Raw genomic sequence first — 18,961 nt, 5'->3', positions numbered from 1 at the left:
AGTGCCGAGAGGGAGGCGGTGGTTAGCCGAAAATTAGCGTTGGCAACCATATTGCAAGGTTCGGGAATAGGATGATTAGCACCGCACCAAACAGCATAAGCAGGAAGAAGGGGATCGCGGCCCTGGCGACGTCAAGCATCGGCACGCCGGTGATGGACTGAAGGATGAACAGGTTGAACCCGATCGGAGGCGTCATCTGCCCCAGTTCGACCAGAATAATGAGGAACACCCCAAACCAGATCAGGTCGATCCCGGCAAGCTGAACGATCGGCAGCACGATGGGAAGGGTCATGACTGCAATCGATATTCCATCCAGCAGCAGTCCCAAGAGCAGATAGAATATCCCCAACGCAAGCAGCAGCGCTAGCGGCGACAGGCCGAGGCCCACGATGAAGACCGCCACATCCTGCGGCAGGTGCAGAAAGCCGATTGCCGTCGACAGGAACGAGGCCGCCACCACAATGATGCAGATCATCGTCGCTGTCGGCACGGCGGCAGCCAGCGAGTCGCGGATCAGGGCAAAATTCAGTTCGCCCATGACGGCCGCCAGCCCGAAGCTGACCAGCACGCCGACCGCGGCAGCCTCGGACGGCGTTGCCCAGCCCGAATAAATCGCGCCGATGACCGCCACAATGAGCACTGCAATGGGAACAAGATCGCCTAGGGCGTGCAGGATGTAGCCCTGGCTCGGGATAAAGCCATCCTCGGGGTTTTTGGGGCTGCGAAGGATCAGATAGCCCGAATAGAGTGCAGCGATCATGAGCCCCGGGATGAGGCCCGCGGCGAACAGCCTGAGGATAGAGACCTCGGCCAGAAGCCCATAGATGATCATCATCACCGAGGGTGGAATGAGGAGGCCAAGGGTTCCTGCTCCGGCGAGCGAGCCGATGGACAGTTTGCGGTCGAAACCGCGCTCTTCTAGCTCGTGCAACGTAACCCGTCCTACGGTCGCGGTGGTTGCCGCCGACGAGCCCGAAACTGCGGCAAACAGCGTGCTGGCGATCACGTTGGTGTGGATCAGCCCGCCGGGCAGACCGCGAACAAGCGGAGACAAGCCTCGAAACAGACGCGGAATGACCGACGTCCGCAAGGCAATCTCGCCCATCCAGACGAACATCGGCACCGCCGACAATTCCCAGGAATTGGAGGCGCGGAACAGGATCCGCGACAAGGTCGCTCCAATCCGGTCCAGGGTGAACCCGTGGAATACCGCCAACCCAAAGATCGAGACCAGTAGAATCGCAACGAAGATGTAGGACCGGAGAAGCAGCAAAACGATGAGCGTCAGGAGCAAGATCAGCCCGACGGCACCCGGCATCACGAGTGCACCTCCTGCCCGGCAATCCGGAGCATCAGGCGGGTGGTCAGGCACAGCGCAAAGACCACCAGCCCGATAAAGACCATCGATTGTGGCAAGAATTGTGGGACGCGGGCGATGCTGGCGCTCACTGTTCCGCGACTATAGGTGGTGATGACCGTGTCCCCGATATGAACCAGCAGAAAGAGGGTTAGGACGAGGGCGGTAATGTCACCGAACCCTCTCAGAAGGCGTTGCCCTCCCGGGCCCAAACGTTCGTAAAACAGGTCGAGTTTGAGCAGCTCGCCGCGCAGATAGGTCCAGCCGAGGCCTAGGAACATCATCGCCGAGACCTCGTAGCCAACGAATTCGTCCAGCACGAAGGTCGAGGTGTCGAACAGGTTCCGCAGTATCATCTCGTAGACGATGTGAAGGAACATGGCGACCAGCGATAATGCGGCGAAAACCCCGGCCAATTTGGCCAGGGTTACCGCTATCTTGTCGAGCGTTTGAAGCATGAATCGACCGATTAGTATTCGCGCCCGACTCTGGACGCATATTCCGCGAGGGCCGCCTGCGCGTCCTCGTCAGCGGATTCCTTCCAATCGTTCAATACCGACGAGCCTGCCGCGGCGAGGTAGGACAGAACCTTTGCCGGTGCGCTCCGCGTCACGGTCATGCCGTACTCTTCGAGCTTGGCGAAGTTCTCTTCCATGCGGTTCACGACCGCTTCCCATCCCGCTTCTTCGGTGATCCGGGCCGCCTCGAGCAGGGCATCCTGCTGTTCGGGCGAAAGCCTTTCGAAGGAGTCTTTGTTCATATGCGTGATTTCAAGGGGCATGGCGTAGTTCACCGAGGTGAAGTCGCTGAGCTGCTCCCAGAATTCGGCGGAAACCCCACCTTCGGCCGAAGTGAGCACCGCGTCGACGCCACCGGTGGCCAGCATCGGGATCGTATCGGTCCAGGCGAGCTGGATCGGCGCGGCTTTGGCTTCGATCAGAGTGCGGGTCGCGTTGGCGTCATAGGTCCGGATCTTGAGCCCCTTGAGCGCTTCAATGGAATCGATGGGGTGATCCGCAAAGATCCCCGAGGCCGGCCACGGCACGGCATAGAGCAAGATCTGCCCGTTTTCCTCAAAGAAGGCTTCGAATTCGGGGCGCGTGGCCTGGTAGAGCATGCGCGCGTCTTCGGTGGAGGGAGCGACGAAAGGAAGGCTGGCGAGCATAAAAATCGGCTCGGTACCGGCAAGGACACCGCTGATGGTGCTGGCGATATCGACAACGCCGTCCGCCACGGCATCGAGGTTGTCTGCGGCCTTCAGCCCCAGCGAGCCGCTCTGGTGCAGCGTGATCTCGATTTCATTGCCGCTCAGTTCCTCAACGCGCTGGACGAATGCCTGCTCACCTTGGCCATGCAGGATCGTGGGGGCGTTCTCGGAGCTCATCTCCAGCGAGACCTGCGCGAGGGAAGGCGTCTGGCCCAGTGCGGTTCCGATCGCGAGGACGCAACAGAAATACGGTTTCATGTGATGTTCCCTTATTCTGAATTTTATGCCCCTCATCCTACAGACCCGACTATATAAAAAAATATAAAAATAATTATTCCACTCCATCAAATATATTGATCATATTTTCGGAGGCATAGGCGGTGAGAAAGTCCCTGGCATGAGCGGCAATCGTCTGGGATGCCGCGGCCGAAGGGCCCGAAACCCAGCAGGCCGCAAATTGGGGCGCTTCAGGGGTGAGGTCGCTGTCCAGAAGCTCCAGCTTACCCTGCTCGAGTTCGCGCTCGATAGACACAGTGGGCACCGCGAGGATCCCGTATCCTTCGAGCGCGAGCGCGACCGCAAAACTCAAGGACGACACCCCGCTGATCCGGACATTGAGCTGTGCCGCATCGAAGGCGCGCATCAGGCTTTGATAGGTCTGGCTGCGGCGCTGGAAGGTGAGTATCTGGTGCTGCGAGATTTCCTTGATCCCAAGCTTGCGCCCGTGAAGGCCCATCCGGGGCGCCGCGGTCAGCGAAACCGGCGTCTCGCATAAGCGTTCGCACACCACGTTAGGCTCCGCCACCGGCCCGACCATGAAGCTGATGTCCAGCGACTGACGCACGAGTTCATCGCGCAGAACCGGGGAAGCTCCGACCTGAAATTCAAACGTCACGTCGGAGTAAAGCTCCTGCAACGACATCATGAAGCGCGGCACCCAGGAGAGCGCGAGCGTATCGGCCAGCCCGATCCGCACCACGCCCTGCAGCTCTCCGCCATTGCCCACGGCCGATCTGGCCGCCGCTTCCAAATCAAGCATCCGGCGCGCGATGTCGAGGAAGGCGCGCCCTTGTGCGGTCAGCTGGGCGCGATGGGTCGACCGATCGAACAGGCTCGTTCCGAACCAGCTTTCCAGGGCCACGATCCTCGCCGAAACGGTGGGCTGGGAAGTGTTGAGCTTTTCTGCCGCCTTCTGGAAGGTGCCCATGGTGGCGACCAGGTAAAAAGTCTTGATCTGGGTCAAGGTCATGGAATCGTCCTGTGCGTAGCCCACAAATCTATATACATGTTTTATGGAATCTCGGAAAAATATTTTATTATTATTGATGAATCTGGATGCATAGGATGCGGCAACAAACGCGGCCGGCCGCGAAGAAGAAACATTTCGGAGCCCCTATGCCTGACCTCAAAGCCCTCCATGAGGACGCGATCATCGTCGACCTGGTCTGTCCTCTCCTGATGGAAAAGAAATGGATGCCGCTCTACCGGGCCGGCGGAGCGACGGCAGTGACCCCTACCGTCGGCGGCTGGTCGCCCTCGGGTACGGCAATGAAGGAGATCGGGTCCTGGCTCGAGCACATCCGCCGCTCGGACGACCTGATCCTCGCGCGCACCGCCGCCGACATCAGGACGGCGAAGGCGGAGGGCAAGACTGCGGTGATCCTGCATTTCCAGGGAGCCGATCCGGTGGACGACGACCTCAATCTCCTCAACATCTACAAGGCGCTCGGGGTCGGCATTGTGCAACTGACCTACAACACCCGCAATCGCGTGGCCGACGGCGCCCTGGAAGAAAGCGACGCCGGACTGAGTGCTTTCGGCCGCCGCCTGATCCGGCGCTGCAACGACCTGCGAATCATCGTCGATGTGTCCCATACCGGACAGAGATCGGTCATGGAGGCGATTGAACTCAATGAGGGCCCGATCATCTTCTCCCATACCAACGCTTCCAGCGTCTATGCCTGCAGCCGCAACGCTGACGATGCCACGCTCAAGGCCGTGGCCGACACTCGCGGGGTGATCGGGGTGACCGGGTATCCAGGTTTTCTGGTCAAAGAGGGCGAACGGCCGACCATCGGCGATTTCGCCAACCACATTGACAAAATCGTCGAAGTCTGCGGCATCGACCACGCGGCGCTCGCCATAGACTATTACATCGGCCAAAACGGCATTTGCCCGGACGAAAAGTCCATTGCCGACTATGATCAATGGGCAGAAACGGGCAGCTGGGGCGGGGATTGCTACCCGCGTCCGCCCCATTTCTACCCGCAGGGAATGGAGACGCCCGAAAAGCTGCCCGCCCTGACGGAGGAACTGGACCGACGCGGCTACGGCGCCGAGGATATCCGCAAGGTGCTTGGCCTGAACTGGCTGCGCGTGCTCGAAGAGGTGTGGGGCGCCTGACGGAGGCGAAAATCGTCGACAGACAGGCAACCCCCGGTCATCACACGCGGCGCCCAGATGACCGGCTACGGCACCGTCTTCATCCGCGGCCCCGGTTCTCTGGCGCGTGGTTTGATGACCCGCGTAGTACAAGGAGATTGAACTTCATGACCAACGAAACAGCGGGTGCTTCCGCCACGATTCCGGTATTCGGTCCTGAGCAGGCGGCCGCGGCATTGCCGTACGATCAACTGATCCCCGCTATCCGCGACGCCTTCGCGCAAGATGCCAAGGTGCCTTTGCGACACCACCATTCCATCTCGCAAGCCGACGGAACCGAAGCAACGCTATTGCTCATGCCCTCCTGGCAGACCAATGGCGGGGTGATCGGCGTCAAGATCGTGACGATCTTTCCCGGCAACACCGCCCGCAGGCTGCCTGGTCTGCATTCGACATACATGCTGTGTGACGGGACGACCGGCGAGCACCTGGCCCTCATCGACGGCAATCAGATCACGGGGCGGCGAACTGTCGGCGTGGCGGCGCTCGCCGCCTCTTACCTGGCGCGCGCAGACGCGCGTCGCCTGTTGATCGTCGGGGCGGGCCGGATCGGCTCGCTCAGTCCCTACGCGTTCAAATGCGTACGTGATATTGAAGACATAACGGTTTGGGATCGCGAACGCACGTCCAGCGAGAAGCTCGTGGCCACGCTCAACGCCCAAGGCATCGCCGCACAGGTGACCTACGACCTGGAAGAGGCGGTCCGCGCGGCGGACATCATCTCCTGCGCCACACTTTCCACCGAGCCGCTCATCAGGTTCGAGTGGCTGGCCCCAGGCACCCATCTTGATCTCATCGGAAGCTTCACCCCTCACATGCGCGAGGCCGATGACGAATGTATCGCAAGGGGCTCGGTCTATATCGACTCGACCGACGCGTTCCGGGAAACGGGTGATCTCATTGGTCCGATCAAGGCCGGGCGCATCAAGGAATCCGACATCGTCGGCACATTGTCCGATCTGTGCTCCGGGCGCCTTCCCGGCCGCAAGTCGGAAGACGAGATTACCGTCTTCAAGGCCGTGGGCACCGGCCTGTCCGATCTGGCAGCCGGAGCGCTCGCATACCGGAACCTAAAGGGCGCTTGAGCTGACCGCTTCCCCTCACCGCTATCTAACATCGAAACATCTCCGGAACGAAAATCATGAAGATCAAGTCCATTGAAGCCTACGGATACAAGCTCTCCTACGCCCACGGCGAATATGTCATGTCCGGAGGCCGTGCCGCCACTCATCAGGACTCGACCCTGGTCAGGGTGCTCACGGACACCGGCCTTGAAGGCTGGGGCGAAACGGCGACCCTGTCGGGAACGTATCTCCCCACGTTCCACGGCAGCACCCGCGCTGCGCTCCAGGAGCTGGCACCGCATCTGATCGGACAGGATCCCACCAACACCACCATGATCGGCCGTGCGATGAACGGCGTTTTGATGGGGCATAACAACGCGAAGAGCGCCATCGACATCGCTTGCTGGGACCTGTTCGGCAAGTCGGTCAACCTCCCCATAGCCGCGTTGCTCGGCGGTGTGCAGCAAGACACCTTTCCGCTTTACGAGGCCGTTCCGCTGGCCTCGCCAGAGGAAATGGCACGGTATGTGACGACCCGCGGAAACGCGGGCATTCGTCGGTTCCAGCTCAAGGTCGGCAACGATCCCTACGAAGACGCGGCGCGCTGCCGCTCCGTCATGGATTCGGCGTCCGACGATATGGTCGTCATCGCCGACTCCAACGGCGGCTGGAACTTGCAGGATGCGATCATAGCAGTGCGTCTTTTGGAAGGGCTGGATCTCTATGTGGAACAGCCGTGCCGGGAAATGGCCGATTGCGCGATCGTTAGAACGATGACGCCCCTGCCCCTGATCATGGACGAGAGCGTTGTCACCTCCGCCGACCTCTATCGGGCCAAATACGAGGCGAAAGCCGGATCGATCAACATCAAGCTCGGCCGGGTGGGCGGGATCAGTGCCGCGGTCGCCATGCGCAACCAGGCGCAGGACCTCGGCATGACCTTCTGCATCGAGGACATGTGGGGCGGCGACGTGATTTCCGCCGCCGTTGCCCATGTGGCCGCCAGCTCCCTGCCGGTGTCACTGATGCACGCCTCGTTCTTCAACGATTGGACAAACGAGCACGTCGCAGGCTACCAGCCACGGTCAGAAGCTGGCTTGGGCTCGGCTCCAAAGGGAGCCGGTCTTGGCATCGAGGTCGACAAGTCGCTTCTGGGTTCGCCGCTAGCAGTTATCTCGTGATCACATCGACCCGGACGAGGCCGCCGCGGCTTGGACTTCAAGCCGTTTCAGCGGCGGAATAGAATGCTATCTGCTCACTACCTGTGAATCAGCACTGAAGGTTGCCCCATGTGGATTGGCAGCAAATACATGATATTACTTGGAAATATGCAGCACACTACCCAGGGCCAGCACCGGCGCCGACGGCGCCCCTCGGGGTTCTCACTTCCCTCGCAAAACCAAGGCCCTTATCGGGCCTTTGGCGTAGGGTCGTCGTTCGGTGCCGATTCACACCCGGTCCGAACCGCGGCGAGCCCGAGGTAGCGCGCGGTGGCACCGGTTGCGACGAACAACAGCTCAAGACCCAGCCCGAAGGGAGGCGGCCTCTGCATAAGATCTCGGCCTCGCCGCCCGCTGCATCAGCGTTCTGCATGCGGGAGACTTTGTTTCCCCATCCTCCGTCGCCGGACCGATCGACTACCTGCTCAAGCGCTGGAGCGACTTCACGCGCTTCGCCGAGGACGGTCGGATCTGTCTCAGCAACAACGCGGCCGAACGCGCCTTGCTGGGACCGGCCCTGGGCAGACGGGCATGCTGTTCGCCGGCTCCGAACGGGCCGCCGTCATGATCACGCGGATCCAGACGGCGCGTCTCAACGACGTCGACCCGCAGACGTGGCTCGCTGACGCCTTCGCCCGCATGCCGGTCCACCCACAGAATCGCATCCACGATCTGCTGCCCTAGACCTGGAAGCAGCAGAGCGAAAAACCAGTGGCCGCCGAGGCCGCCTGAGCCGCTAGCCATCATAGCGGCACGCTGTCACGCGCGCATGCGACAACCAAGCGGCCTTCCTCGAAGGCGTACAATTCATTGACACGGGCGTTAATCCCTTTTTGCATTCTATTTCACTTTGGCACTGCCCCCCTCCGCTTTGCTAGGAACCCAGAGCTCCTGTCTCCGTGCGATTTAAAATTGGTGCCCGCATTCATTACTGGCCATCGCGGATTTGCGCGCGCCAGCCTTTCATCCGACTTTCGTCAGTCAGATGCTCTGCGCACCCGGACGGACGAAGGTGCGGTCCTTAATTGAGTGGCAGCCGACCGTTCAAAGTGTCAAAGGGGCTTCCAGTTTGTTTTTCCTATGCCCATGTCCCAGAGCTGCGGCGCCGATAACACGAGCTCCTTCAGGTCCGCGGGGTCCTTGCTGCCATCAACCTCGTCATGTCCAAGTACCGCAGCGGTAGCGAACGCCACCATGCGCTCTCCAACATGATCCATGATTTCGGGCGGGTGGCGCGTTAATCCGTGCTGGCCAGCGAAGACCGATATGTCTTTCAGTCCCGTGATCCGCCGATAACCATAGAGCGAGCCCTCCAACCCTTCGACGTCGTCAAATGTGCCCCTGATGATCTGCAGCCCGGGCCACTTGTGGATATTTGCGAGCACATCGCTGTCGTGGAGCTGCGCAATATAGAACTCGTGGCGGAGTGCGGCCTCACGAACGTCCTCGCCGTCGGCGGCATAACGATATCCGAGACTACCAACGTTCGGGCCATAGACGATGGCTCCGCGAATATTCGCCAACCCGACCGCCTCCTTGCAGGTCTTTCCGGCCGGGCCGTAATCGCAGTTCTCCACGAAGTTCTTGTGCATGAACCACTGCGCTGCATAGTTTCCGCGCGAATAGCCCATCACCACCGTCGGCAGCTCATACGGGCTCACGCCTCCGGTCGGCACGCGGGCGGCCGCCGCGCCTTCCAGCGCTTCGCCCACCGGCGTCAGGATGCGGAGACCATCGCCGCTGTTCAGCTGCTCCATCATGCGAAAGATGTCGTTCGCCTGCTCGACCAGGTTGTTGTAGCCCGCAACACCGCCGGAGATTCCGTTGCCGCGCCGGTCCGTGTACAGCACGTCGAACCCGGCGGCGTAGAGATCATGGACGTGATAGCGCCAGGGCGCCATGCCCGAGGATTCATTGGCGAGATCGCCCTGTCTCGGCATATATCCGCCGGTCGCCGCGTCGAGTTCGTACCAGCGATGCGCGAGTGCGGTGATTTCGGAACCGCCGCCATTGTTGACGACGATGAGCGCGCGGACCTTCTTCCCATTGCCGTCGTCGACGCCTTCGCCTTGGATGTACCAGCCGCGCAGCTTGATCGTATCGGTCATCCCCAGATGCTCGCGCTCGTATCCGTCGCGCGGCGCGGTGAATTCGACGATGTAAGTGCTGGCGTCGGCAGCGGCAATGGGTTCGGCGAATTGCTCCGCGCCGAAATAGATCGGGCGCCGAATGTCGGCCAGATCGACATCTCCTTCCGGATCAATGGCGCCGAAACTGTCAACGGTACCGGTTTTACGCTCCACAAACCGGGTGGATCGCCTCGCAGCTTCCAAGTAGCGCTCTGCGCATGCAGGGTCTTGTTTGCACTCCTGCCATCTCTCCGCTATCCGGCTGTCGGTAAATTCCTCGACGTAGTAGTCGCCGCCAGAGTAGTCAGCCGGTCGCAGATGATCTGTAGGCGTGAATGGAATACAGATCTCGCCAGAGTCCCACTGTGCCAAGTATCCTGGCCAGACCCGCTCGCTTTCCAGTTCGGGAAATATGCTAGTGCAGTCGGGCGGGGGATTGCCGGGATTGACGAAGCTTTGTCCTTTGGCCGGCGAGACAGGCAGCATAAGCGCGGCCGCCGGAACCAGCGACGACAGCAACAACGACAATGAACCGCGAGCTAGTGATTTGGTTGACATGGAAGTTCCTCCCGTTTTCCGCATTCTATTGCACCGCGGCATCACATTCTCCCACGGTGCTCCATAGGGCGGAGCTCAAGTGCAGTTTCATAGGCGGCGCTAGTTGACGCCCGCCTCATTTCACGCTTCGCCGAATTGGCCGGCTGCTACTTGTTCGCCAGTGCACCGAAGGGTGGAGATCGCAAATTTGCGCGCCTGCTCCCGATTCATTCGGTTCTCGTAGGGCATACGGCGAATGGCGGTAGGATCGCCTTATCCTAGTGAAGCCTGGCAAGGGCGGCGCAAATCTTGTGCCATGTCGACGGCTCTGTTGCACAAGAGGGGCACGCGCCCGACTACCGCGACCCGGCAAATTGCGTACCGGCCTCCAATGGCGAACCGCCCCGAGCAGATGCTTGCTGCCGGTATGGCCGAACGCGGTCATCATCAACCTGTTCCCCGACGACAGCAGCATCCGGCCGCTCATACCCAATGCGCCGAAGGCAGCGCGCGCCAACCGGAGGACCAAAGGCTTCATCCCCGTAAAACACGTGATTGTCGTACGGCGACGCCTTTGCGAGACGCAACCGGACACATTGCTCGTGAGAGCCCCCTGCTCGGGTCCTAGAACCGGCTCAGATACCGCTCCGCGTCGAGAGCCGCCATGCAGCCGCTGGCCGCGCTCGTCACCGCCTGACGATAGATCATGTCCTGCACGTCGCCCGCGGCGAAGACGCCGTCGATGCTGGTGCGGGTCGCCCCCCCGGCGCGCCCGCCCTTGGTGACGATATAGCCGTTTTCCATCTCAAGCTGGCCCTTAAAGATCCCGGTGTTGGGCGTGTGCCCGATGGCGACGAACATCGCCGAGACCTCGCGCTCTTGCCGGATGCCGGTCTTGGTGGACTTAAGGGCGATCCCGATCACGCCGCCGTCGTCACTGAGGATTTCCTCGACCACGTGATCCCAGATGATCGACACGGAACCCTCGTCTACCTTCTCCAAGAGCCGGTCGACGAGGATCTTGTCCGCGCGGAACTGGTCGCGGCGGTGAACGACCGTCACATGCTCGGCGATGTTGCTCATGTAGAGCGCTTCCTCGACGGCGGTGTTGCCTCCACCGACCATGGCGACCCGCTTGCCCTTGAATGGGTAGCCGTCGCAAACCGCGCAAGGAGAGACGCCGCGACCCAAAAGCTCCTGCTCCTTGTCGAGGCCGAGGTAGCGCGCGGTGGCACCGGTTGCGACAATCAGCGCGTGACAGGTGTATTCCTGCAACTCGCCTATCAGGCGGAACGGTCGGGCGCCCAGCTCAACCGACACGATCTGGTCGGTGAGCAATTCCGTCCCGAGTTGCTCGGCATGCTGCGCGAAACGGGCCATAAGCTCAGGTCCGTTGACGGCATTGGCGTCGGCCGGCCAGTTTTCGACATCGGTCGTGATCATCAACTGCCCGCCTGGCATCCAGCCGCTGATCAGCGCCGGCGCCAGCCCGGCGCGCGCCGCATAGATGGCGGCCGTGTAACCTGCCGGCCCGGAGCCCAGGATTAAAAGGCGGAAGTGTCGGGCAGAAGAAGACATGTCCTTGTTGCGCTCCGTCTCGGTGGTTTGCCGCCGGTCCGTCAACCCCTGCCGGCGATCGTCCTGAAATCCGCAAAATGCGTGCCAACCCGGCCCCGGATCAGTGACCGAACTTGTCCGTGTCGGGTGCGCGCCGCTCGGCGAAGGCGGCTGACAGCTCGTGGTGCTCTTCGGTCTCGAGATAGGTCCGCAGCAGCAGGTCGTGCGCCATCCGCGACAGGCCGGAGACCCCGCCGTGACGCGCATTGAAGGCCGCCTTCACAGAGGCCAGAGCCAAGGCGCCCCGATCGGCGATTTCGAGCGCCAGCTTGCGGGTCGCGCTCTCGAGCTCGTCATCCGGCACCACGTGATTGATCAATCCCCATTCCAGCGCTTCGGCGGCAGAGAGTTTCGGGTTGCGGTACCACATCTCCTTGGCGCGCTTCTTGCCGACCAGGTCTTCGAGATACCAAGTTCCATAACCGGCATCGAAGCTGCCCATCATCGGCCCGACCTGCCTGAAGATCGCGCTCTCCTTGGCGATCGTGATGTCGCAGACCATCTGCAGAACATTGCCGCCGCCGACGGCATAGCCATTGACTGACGCGATGACCGGCTTCTGGAGACGGTCGATGGCCTCGTACATCTCGAGCGTCGGCAGCACGCCTGCATACAGAAGCGTATCCTCCATGCCGTCCTTGCGGCCGCCAAGGCAGAAGAACTTCTCGCCGGCTCCGGTCAACACGATAACCCTCGTCCGTGTTTCGCGGCGCACCGCGTTTAGACAATCCCGCACCTCGTGGCACATGCGGGCCGTGAACATGTTTCCGTCACCGGGACGGTTGAGCGTGAGCGTGCCGATCGGGCCGTCCTCGCTATAGGTGATCTCCTCGAATCCCATGAAACCTCCGCCATTGCTGTGCCTGCCTCACGCATGTTGCCGACACGACGCTTCGTCCCGATACCGACCGGAACGACCGCCCCTCATGCGGCGCAAAGCCCGCCTGGTCGGACGTAGCAATAGCCGTGCCATGCCTGTGGTCGTCGTACCTGCCCACGCATCGGCCTGATGGCAGGGCCGCCTGTCCCCTGCACGCCCTCTCGGAAACGCCATCGGCTTGCGACATGGCACAGGAATTGCGGCAACGATCGCACGCGCAGATGTGTCGAGATGGAAGATCACGTGCAGTCCGAACGATGCTGTCCGACCCATTCTGATGCGCATTCGCCAGCACCCGGGCCACCGAAATCCGGCTCGTGAATTCGTAGCAAAGAGGTGTGGCGTGAACATCGATGAACAGGGAGGAATGAAAATGAACCGCAACATCAACACCTGGGGTCGTCGCGGACTTATCGCGACATTCGCGGCAATCGCCTTGGCCGTCGCGGGCGGTGCCGGCCACGCCCAAGATTACCCGACTAAGGCTGTGCAGCTCTTCGCGCCGTCCGCGGGCGGCAGCGGCGACTGGGCGGCGCGCGTGCTCGCAGAGGGGCTGGAGAAGGAACTGGGGCAGCCGTTCGTGGTCGAGAACCGCTCCAACCTCGTCGGCATCGAGGCCGTGACCAAGGCGGAACCCGACGGTTATACGCTCCTGTTCTACGGCAGCGGCCTTTGGATGTTCCCGCTCCTACAGCCTGATGTCGCCACCTATGACACCCTTAGGGACCTGCAGCCGATCACGACGATCGCGGGATCGCCCAGCATTCTTGCCGTCAACACCGATCTCGGGATCGAAACGGTCGAGGACCTGATCGCCTATGCAAAGGAGAGTCCTGGAAAGCTCACCTATTCGGCGGGCCAGGTGGGCTCGGCACACCATCGCGCGGGTGAGCTGTTCAAGACGCGCGCCGGCGATCTGGACATCCGGTATATCCCCTACAAGGGTTCCGGCCAGGCGATCACGGCGGCGGTGTCCGGCGAGGTCATGGTCACCTTCGGAACCATCGGCCTACTCCAGCCGCATGTGGATTCGGGCCGGCTCGAGATGCTCGCTGTCATGGCTAACGAACGCTCTCCGCTCGTCCCGGATCTGCGGAGCATCACCGAAGCTGGGGTGACCGATGCCGAAGCCGCTAGCGCGCAGGTTCTCTGGGCACCGGCCGGCGTTCCCCAGGACATCGTCAACAGGCTGAACCAGGCGGCCGTCAATTTCCTGAATTCGCCGGAAGCGCAGAAAACCTTCCGCGGCCGCGGGCTTGACGCCGAGGCGAGCACGCCGGACGAAGTCGTCGCTATCCTGAAAAGCGAGATCGAGCGGGGCAAGAAGATCGCCGAAGAGTTCAACACGGCGGCGAAATGACCCCTGCCGGGGCGGGGGCACGCGACGTGACGCGCCCTTGCACCTGCCGAGACTGGGCCCGGCCACTGAGCTTCCGAAGCTGGGCCCGGCTTCCTTTCGCCCGCTAGGCAGACCTCCTGGCGCCTACGCCAAAGAGGATGGCATCGAACACGAAACGACGCCCCCTCTTTGGCACAGCTATTGCTTGAATGGCGGTGGCTGACGACGACCTTTCGCGGGCGTCGGTCGGCCGCGATCCAGTAACCGGGAGCAAGAAGATGACCTATACCAAAGATGCGTTGGCGGGCCGGGTGGCGCTCATTACCGGTGGCGGCAGCGGCATTGGCCTTGGGATCGCGAAGGCACTCGCCGCGGCGGGCGCAAAGCTTCTCCTGGCGAGCCGGAATGTCGAACGGCTGGACTCCGCCCTGGAGGAGTTGAGATGTCTTGGCGCCGAGGCCGCCCGCGTGAAGTGCGACGTGCGCAAATACGAAGAGGTCGAGGCTGCCGTGAAGACCGCCGGCGAGATCTACGGATCGCTCGACATCGTGGTCGCGAACGCCGCGGGAAACTTCGTCGTGCCTGCGGCGGAAATGTCGCCGAACGCGTGGAAGGTGGTCATCGACATCGACCTCAACGGAACGTTCTTCTGCGCCCGCGCCTCCTATGAAGCTCTGAAGGCGTCGAGATTCGGCGGTCGTTTCCTTGCGATCTCAACCACCCGGGCGCTCGAGGGCTGGCCGGGATGCGCCCATGCCGGTGCGGCGAAGGCCGGGATCATGTCACTGATACGGACACTCAGCGCGGAATGGGGACGGGACGGCATCCGCTGCAACACCATCGCCCCCGGCGCAATCGGCGACACCGAGGGCGTCCGGCGCATCTATGAAGACCAGGGGCGCAAGGCGCTGGAACTGGGATCGATCCCGCTCGGCAAGTTCGGTCAGACCAGCGACATCGCCAACGCCGCGGTCTTCCTGTGCTCGGATGCCGGCCAGTATGTTACCGGCGCCGATCTCGTTGTTGACGGCGGTCGCAACCGCAGCCGTGCCAGCACGGGATACGTTCCAGAAGGCCTGTGGAAGGAAACGGCATGATCACCAGTTACCCTCATCTCGAGACCGAGCGCCGGGGCGGCATCCTGGTCGTCCGGCTGGACAATGTCCAGGCGAGCAACTCCCTGACCAGGGAAATGCGCTTTTCGCTAAGGGACGTCACCCGGACCATCGAAGACGACCATACGGTCCGGGCAATCTACCTGACCGGAAAGGGAGCGAATTTCTGCTCCGGGGGCGACCTGCGCATGCTGACCAAGGCGGCTGACCCTTGGCCGGTACACCGCCGGTTCCAGCATGCGGCGGGTCTTTTCCCGCCGCTGACTGCGCTTAACCGTCCGGTTGTCTGCGGCGTGCGAGGAATGGCCATCGGCGGCGGGCTGGGCCTTGCCCTCATGTCGGATCTCCTGATCGTTGGGAAAAGCGCGAAGTTCAGTGCCGGCTTCTTCCGCCTCGGCGTCGTGCCCGATTGCTTGACGATGTTCACCCTGCCCCGCATGATCGGACTGTCGCGCACCCGGAATTTCCTTTTCTCCAACGCCGAGTGGAGCGCCTGTGACGTCGTCGAGCTTGGGCTGGCGCTGAAGGCCGTTCCCGACGATGAGGTCGATGCCGAGGGCATTGCGCTTGCCGAGAAGCTGGCCAACGGCCCCGCAGAGGTGATGGGGCTTGCCAAGCAGCTCATCTTGAGATCCTTCGAAAGCAGTCTGACGGAAATGATGCAATACGAGGACTTCGGGCAGGTGCTGGCGATGTCCAGCCCGGAATTCCGCGAGGGCCTTGCAGCGCTCATCGAAAAGCGTCTTCCGGATCACGTTGGCGCAGTGCGGGCCAACGGGCATAATGACGGCTTGCCGCCGTCCATGAAGACCTAGCGACCGGCGCCCGGCGGCCGGCCTCAGGGAGATCGATATGGGATACAGCACTGGCAGACCGAGCGAGCCGCGCTACGAAGTTGTCTGGCCTCTCAGCCCGCGTACGGTCTCTGGCGACAACGCCGCAGCCCGGCCCATCGACCTCAGCGGCAAGACGATCTGCGAGCTCTGGGATATGAATTTTCGTGGCGAAGTCATGTATCCTCTGTTCCGGGAGCATCTGAAGAATCGCTTTCACGGGGTGAAGATCGTCGATTACTCGGTCTTCGGAAACTTCCACGGCCCACGGGGACAGGCCGTTATCGACGCGTTGCCGGGGAAGCTGAAGGAATTGGGTTGCGACGCGGCCATCGTCGGCATCGGCGCCTGCGGCGGCTGCACGCCCGCCGTCATGCGGGTGGCCGCCATGATCGAGAAGCTGGGCATCGCGACCGTTTCGGTGGTCGCAACCGGTTTCCTAGCGCAGGCGGAGATCGTTGCGCGGGGCCTCGGCCTTCCGCTCAAGATCGTCGAATATCCCGGCCATCCCAGCGTCGACAGTGTTGAGCTCGTGACCGAAAAGGTAAACGAGACGACCGCCCCGGAGCTGGTCGAAGCCTTCACCGCGCGGCTCGACGCTTCCCGGCAGGTGGAGCCGGCAGAGCCGGAACCGGGTTCCGTCGTCTTCACCGGCAGCTTTGACGAGGTGCAGGATCACTTCGACGCGAATCTGTGGAGCGACGGGCTGCCTATTGTCCCGCCTACGCCAGAACGGGTGAACGGGTTTTTGTCGTTCGCCGACCGGGCGCCGACCGACTCGTTCGGCACCGTTCCCGTTGAGGGCCGTGAGGCGACCATTCACAGCATCGCCGTCACCGGCGTCATGGCCGGATGCCGGCCGGAATACATGCCGGTCCTTGTCGCCATCGTCGAGGCCATGTGCGATCCGACCTTCCGGATCAACTCCTGCGGCACGACGCCGGGGTGGGAGCCGCTGGTCACCGTCAGCGGCCCGATCGCCGATCAGCTCGGCCTGCATTCCGGACAGGGCGTGATGCGTGTCGGCCGCCGCGCCAATTCCAGCATCGGGCGTTTCGTGCGACTTTACCTGCGAAATATCTGCGGCTACCGCATTCCGCCCGGCGCCGGCGACAAGGCGAGCATCGGCCAAAGTTTCCTCGTCGCCCTCGCCGAAGACGAAGAGAGCGCCCGAGATATCGGGTGGCCCACCCATGCCGAGGATCGTGGCTACGACGCCGGCGAAAATGTCGTGACGGTCCGCAGCGTCGTGGCCATCTCTCCGGCCATCTACAGTTCCGGCGACCGGCCGGAGGATCATGTCCGGGACTGGATGCAGGTCATGGTGCGGACCTTCTCGTCCTGGGTGCCGCTGGATTTTAAGCATGGCGTCGGGCACTACCTGCTGGTCCTATCCCCGCTGGTGGCCAGCGTGGTCGCACGGGAATGGAGCAAGGATGATATCCGGCAGTACCTCTGGAATAACGCCGGGATCACCGCCGGGACGGCCGAGCATTTCGGCCAGGCGACCGGGAACAGGCAGTTCAATCTGAAGACCCTGGTCAAGCAGGGTGTGCTGCCGGCGAAATACCTCGACTCCGACGACCCCGACCGGATCGTGGATTTCTTCCTTACCCCGGATGCCGTCGAATTCATCATCGCGGGCGATCCCGACCGCAATCAATCGCGGGCCTACATGTGCAACCACAACCAGGGCGCGCCGGTCAGCAAGCCTGTCCGCTTGCCACGGGACTGGGACCGGCGCCTTTCGGAGAGCCGGCCGGCCGCCGTATCGCATGCCTGACGCCGGATGAACATGGTCAACGCGTCGTCCCGCATAGCGGCCTTCGCCGCCCGCCCGTCACACCGGCTTCCGCCCTGCGCCCGCACCTTGGCCTTCCGGGCGCTGCTGGACACGGTCGCAGTCGCCGTCGCGGGGCGCAATGAGCCGGCGGTCAGGATCGCGCGGCGCTACGTGCAGGCCGATGCCAACCGCGGCCGGTCACGTTCATGGATCGACGGAACCATACTGCCGCCCGAGCAGGCCGGCTGGCTCAACGGCATTGCCTCTCACGTGCTCGACTACGACGACGTTATGGCTCCCATGCGGGGCCATATCAGCGTTGCCGTCGTCCCTGCCCTGCTTGCGTTGGCACCCGAGGTCGAGGCGACTGGCAAGGATTTCGCAGAAGCCTATGCGGTCGGCTTCGAGGTAGCAGCACGGATGTCAAAGGTCATGGCCGCATCCCAGTACGCCAAGGGCTGGCACACGACGACCACGCTTGGATTACTCGGTGCGGTCGCGGGCTGCAGCGCGCTCTTGTCGCTTTCTGAAAGGCAGACAGAACACGCCCTGGGACTTGCGGTCGCGCAGGCCGCGGGAACCCGACAGAATTTCGGAACCATGGCGAAGTCCTTCCATGTCGGAGAATGCGCCCGTGCAGCCATCCGGGCTGTGAAGCTGGCGCAGGACGGCTTTGAGGCGTCGGCCGATGCCATCGACGGCCCGTCCGGCTACGCCGCTCTCTACGGCGCGGGCGAGGATCTTTCCCGTGCGTTTAAACACATGGGCACCGACACCTGGGAGATCGAGCGCACCGGCATCGAGGTTAAGAAATACCCATGTTGCTATGCGATCCATCTCGCGCTCGACGCCATGCTGTCGCTGCGAGAAGAGCACGGCCTCGACCTGGCCGCAGTCGAGAGCGTCGAGGTCGTGGCCAGCGCCAACGCACTCGACGCCCTCATCGTCAGACCGCCGACGACCGGTCTCGAGGCAAAGTTCAGCATGGAGTACACGCTGGCGGCCGCGTTGGAGGACGGCGCCGTCCGGCTGTCCACCTTTGACGGGGCACGGGTGCTGGAACCGAGATTGATGGACTTCCTGCCGCGGATCGCGGTGCGCGAGGAGTCCGGTCCGCCGAAGCCGCGCTTTGCACGTGTGCAGTTGAAACTGCGCGACGGTCGTACGTTGGAGCGCATGTGCGACCAGCTTCGCGGTGGGGCCAAGGACTCGCTTTCCGAGGAGGAACTGATCGCCAAGGTGGAGGATTGCTTCTCGTTCGCCGGCCATCCGATATCCGGGCGTGACTTCGCCCGCCAGGTCCTCGACCTGGACGACCGGCCGATTGCGGACCTGCTCCTCGATCTGAAGGATGGCGAGGCGGCCGCGTCGCCAGAACCATGAGAACCAGAGACGATCAGTAGGCTGAATGGCCCACTCCAAGCCAAGACGAGGCCAA

15 protein-coding genes and 1 pseudogene are annotated in these 18,961 nt (G+C 62.4%); 9 read left to right on the top strand and 7 right to left on the bottom strand.

From position 1 onward, the window contains the following. Positions 1-22 precede the first annotated feature (22 nt). The 4 genes from GPJ75_RS23195 to GPJ75_RS23180 form a co-directional block, all read right to left on the bottom strand. A complete protein-coding gene (locus GPJ75_RS23195) occupies positions 23-1,318 on the bottom strand; it encodes a TRAP transporter large permease (protein WP_163271832.1) in 1,296 nt (431 codons plus the stop codon). Then, positions 1,318-1,815: a TRAP transporter small permease subunit gene (locus GPJ75_RS23190; RefSeq protein ID WP_163271830.1), complete on the bottom strand. Its 498-nt coding sequence runs from the start codon at positions 1,813-1,815 to the stop codon at positions 1,318-1,320. Before GPJ75_RS23190 ends, GPJ75_RS23195 begins: the two co-directional genes overlap by 1 nt. A gap of 11 nt (positions 1,816-1,826) precedes the next feature. Next, a complete protein-coding gene (locus GPJ75_RS23185; RefSeq protein ID WP_163271828.1) occupies positions 1,827-2,822 on the bottom strand; it encodes a TRAP transporter substrate-binding protein in 996 nt (331 codons plus the stop codon). Between the two features lie 73 nt (positions 2,823-2,895). Next, entirely contained in the window at positions 2,896-3,813 is a 918-nt protein-coding gene (locus GPJ75_RS23180; protein ID WP_163271826.1) for a LysR family transcriptional regulator, read from the bottom strand. A 95-nt stretch (positions 3,814-3,908) separates the two neighbouring features. On the opposite strand from GPJ75_RS23180, the gene GPJ75_RS23175 reads away from it, so the two are divergent. The 4 genes and pseudogenes from GPJ75_RS23175 to GPJ75_RS23160 all read left to right on the top strand — a co-directional run. Further along, positions 3,909-4,967: a dipeptidase gene (locus tag GPJ75_RS23175; RefSeq protein WP_163271824.1), complete on the top strand. Its 1,059-nt coding sequence runs from the start codon at positions 3,909-3,911 to the stop codon at positions 4,965-4,967. A 146-nt stretch (positions 4,968-5,113) separates the two neighbouring features. Further along, positions 5,114-6,091, top strand: a complete 978-nt coding sequence (lhpI, locus tag GPJ75_RS23170) for a bifunctional Delta(1)-pyrroline-2-carboxylate/Delta(1)-piperideine-2-carboxylate reductase (protein ID WP_163271904.1) — start codon at positions 5,114-5,116, stop codon at positions 6,089-6,091. Positions 6,092-6,147: 56 nt separating this feature from the next. After that, the gene (locus GPJ75_RS23165; protein ID WP_163271822.1) at positions 6,148-7,251 is read left to right on the top strand and encodes a mandelate racemase/muconate lactonizing enzyme family protein; all 1,104 of its coding nucleotides are present in this window, start codon (positions 6,148-6,150) and stop codon (positions 7,249-7,251) included. A gap of 433 nt (positions 7,252-7,684) precedes the next feature. Further along, positions 7,685-7,974: pseudogene (locus GPJ75_RS23160) on the top strand (transposase domain-containing protein); the annotation flags it as partial. Positions 7,975-8,342: 368 nt separating this feature from the next. Here GPJ75_RS23160 and GPJ75_RS23155 read toward each other — a convergent pair. The 3 genes from GPJ75_RS23155 to GPJ75_RS23145 form a co-directional block, all read right to left on the bottom strand. Then, positions 8,343-9,977 (bottom strand): hypothetical protein, encoded by a 1,635-nt coding sequence (locus GPJ75_RS23155; RefSeq protein WP_163271820.1) that lies wholly within the window; start codon positions 9,975-9,977, stop codon positions 8,343-8,345. 603 nt (positions 9,978-10,580) lie between these two features. Then, positions 10,581-11,534 (bottom strand): thioredoxin-disulfide reductase, encoded by a 954-nt coding sequence (trxB, locus tag GPJ75_RS23150; protein ID WP_163271818.1) that lies wholly within the window; start codon positions 11,532-11,534, stop codon positions 10,581-10,583. A 100-nt stretch (positions 11,535-11,634) separates the two neighbouring features. Then, a complete protein-coding gene (locus GPJ75_RS23145; RefSeq protein WP_163271816.1) occupies positions 11,635-12,414 on the bottom strand; it encodes an enoyl-CoA hydratase-related protein in 780 nt (259 codons plus the stop codon). A 412-nt stretch (positions 12,415-12,826) separates the two neighbouring features. Between GPJ75_RS23145 and GPJ75_RS23140 the strand changes: the two genes are divergently transcribed. The 5 genes from GPJ75_RS23140 (at position 12,827) to GPJ75_RS23120 (ending at position 18,906) form a co-directional block, all read left to right on the top strand. Further along, positions 12,827-13,813, top strand: a complete 987-nt coding sequence (locus GPJ75_RS23140) for a Bug family tripartite tricarboxylate transporter substrate binding protein (RefSeq protein ID WP_163271814.1) — start codon at positions 12,827-12,829, stop codon at positions 13,811-13,813. A 257-nt stretch (positions 13,814-14,070) separates the two neighbouring features. After that, positions 14,071-14,889 (top strand): SDR family oxidoreductase, encoded by an 819-nt coding sequence (locus tag GPJ75_RS23135; protein WP_163271812.1) that lies wholly within the window; start codon positions 14,071-14,073, stop codon positions 14,887-14,889. After that, positions 14,886-15,722 (top strand): enoyl-CoA hydratase/isomerase family protein, encoded by an 837-nt coding sequence (locus GPJ75_RS23130; RefSeq protein WP_163271810.1) that lies wholly within the window; start codon positions 14,886-14,888, stop codon positions 15,720-15,722. Before GPJ75_RS23135 ends, GPJ75_RS23130 begins: the two co-directional genes overlap by 4 nt. A gap of 37 nt (positions 15,723-15,759) precedes the next feature. Next, entirely contained in the window at positions 15,760-17,523 is a 1,764-nt protein-coding gene (locus GPJ75_RS23125; RefSeq protein WP_163271808.1) for a UGSC family (seleno)protein, read from the top strand. 6 nt (positions 17,524-17,529) lie between these two features. After that, positions 17,530-18,906: an MmgE/PrpD family protein gene (locus GPJ75_RS23120; protein WP_163271805.1), complete on the top strand. Its 1,377-nt coding sequence runs from the start codon at positions 17,530-17,532 to the stop codon at positions 18,904-18,906. Positions 18,907-18,961 lie beyond the last annotated feature (55 nt).

The organism is Chelativorans alearensis, assembly GCF_010993735.1.
Lineage (GTDB): Bacteria > Pseudomonadota > Alphaproteobacteria > Rhizobiales > Rhizobiaceae > Chelativorans > Chelativorans alearense.
The sequence above is the reverse complement of the archived record's forward strand: the minus strand, read 5'-3'. Positions and strand labels throughout refer to the sequence as shown.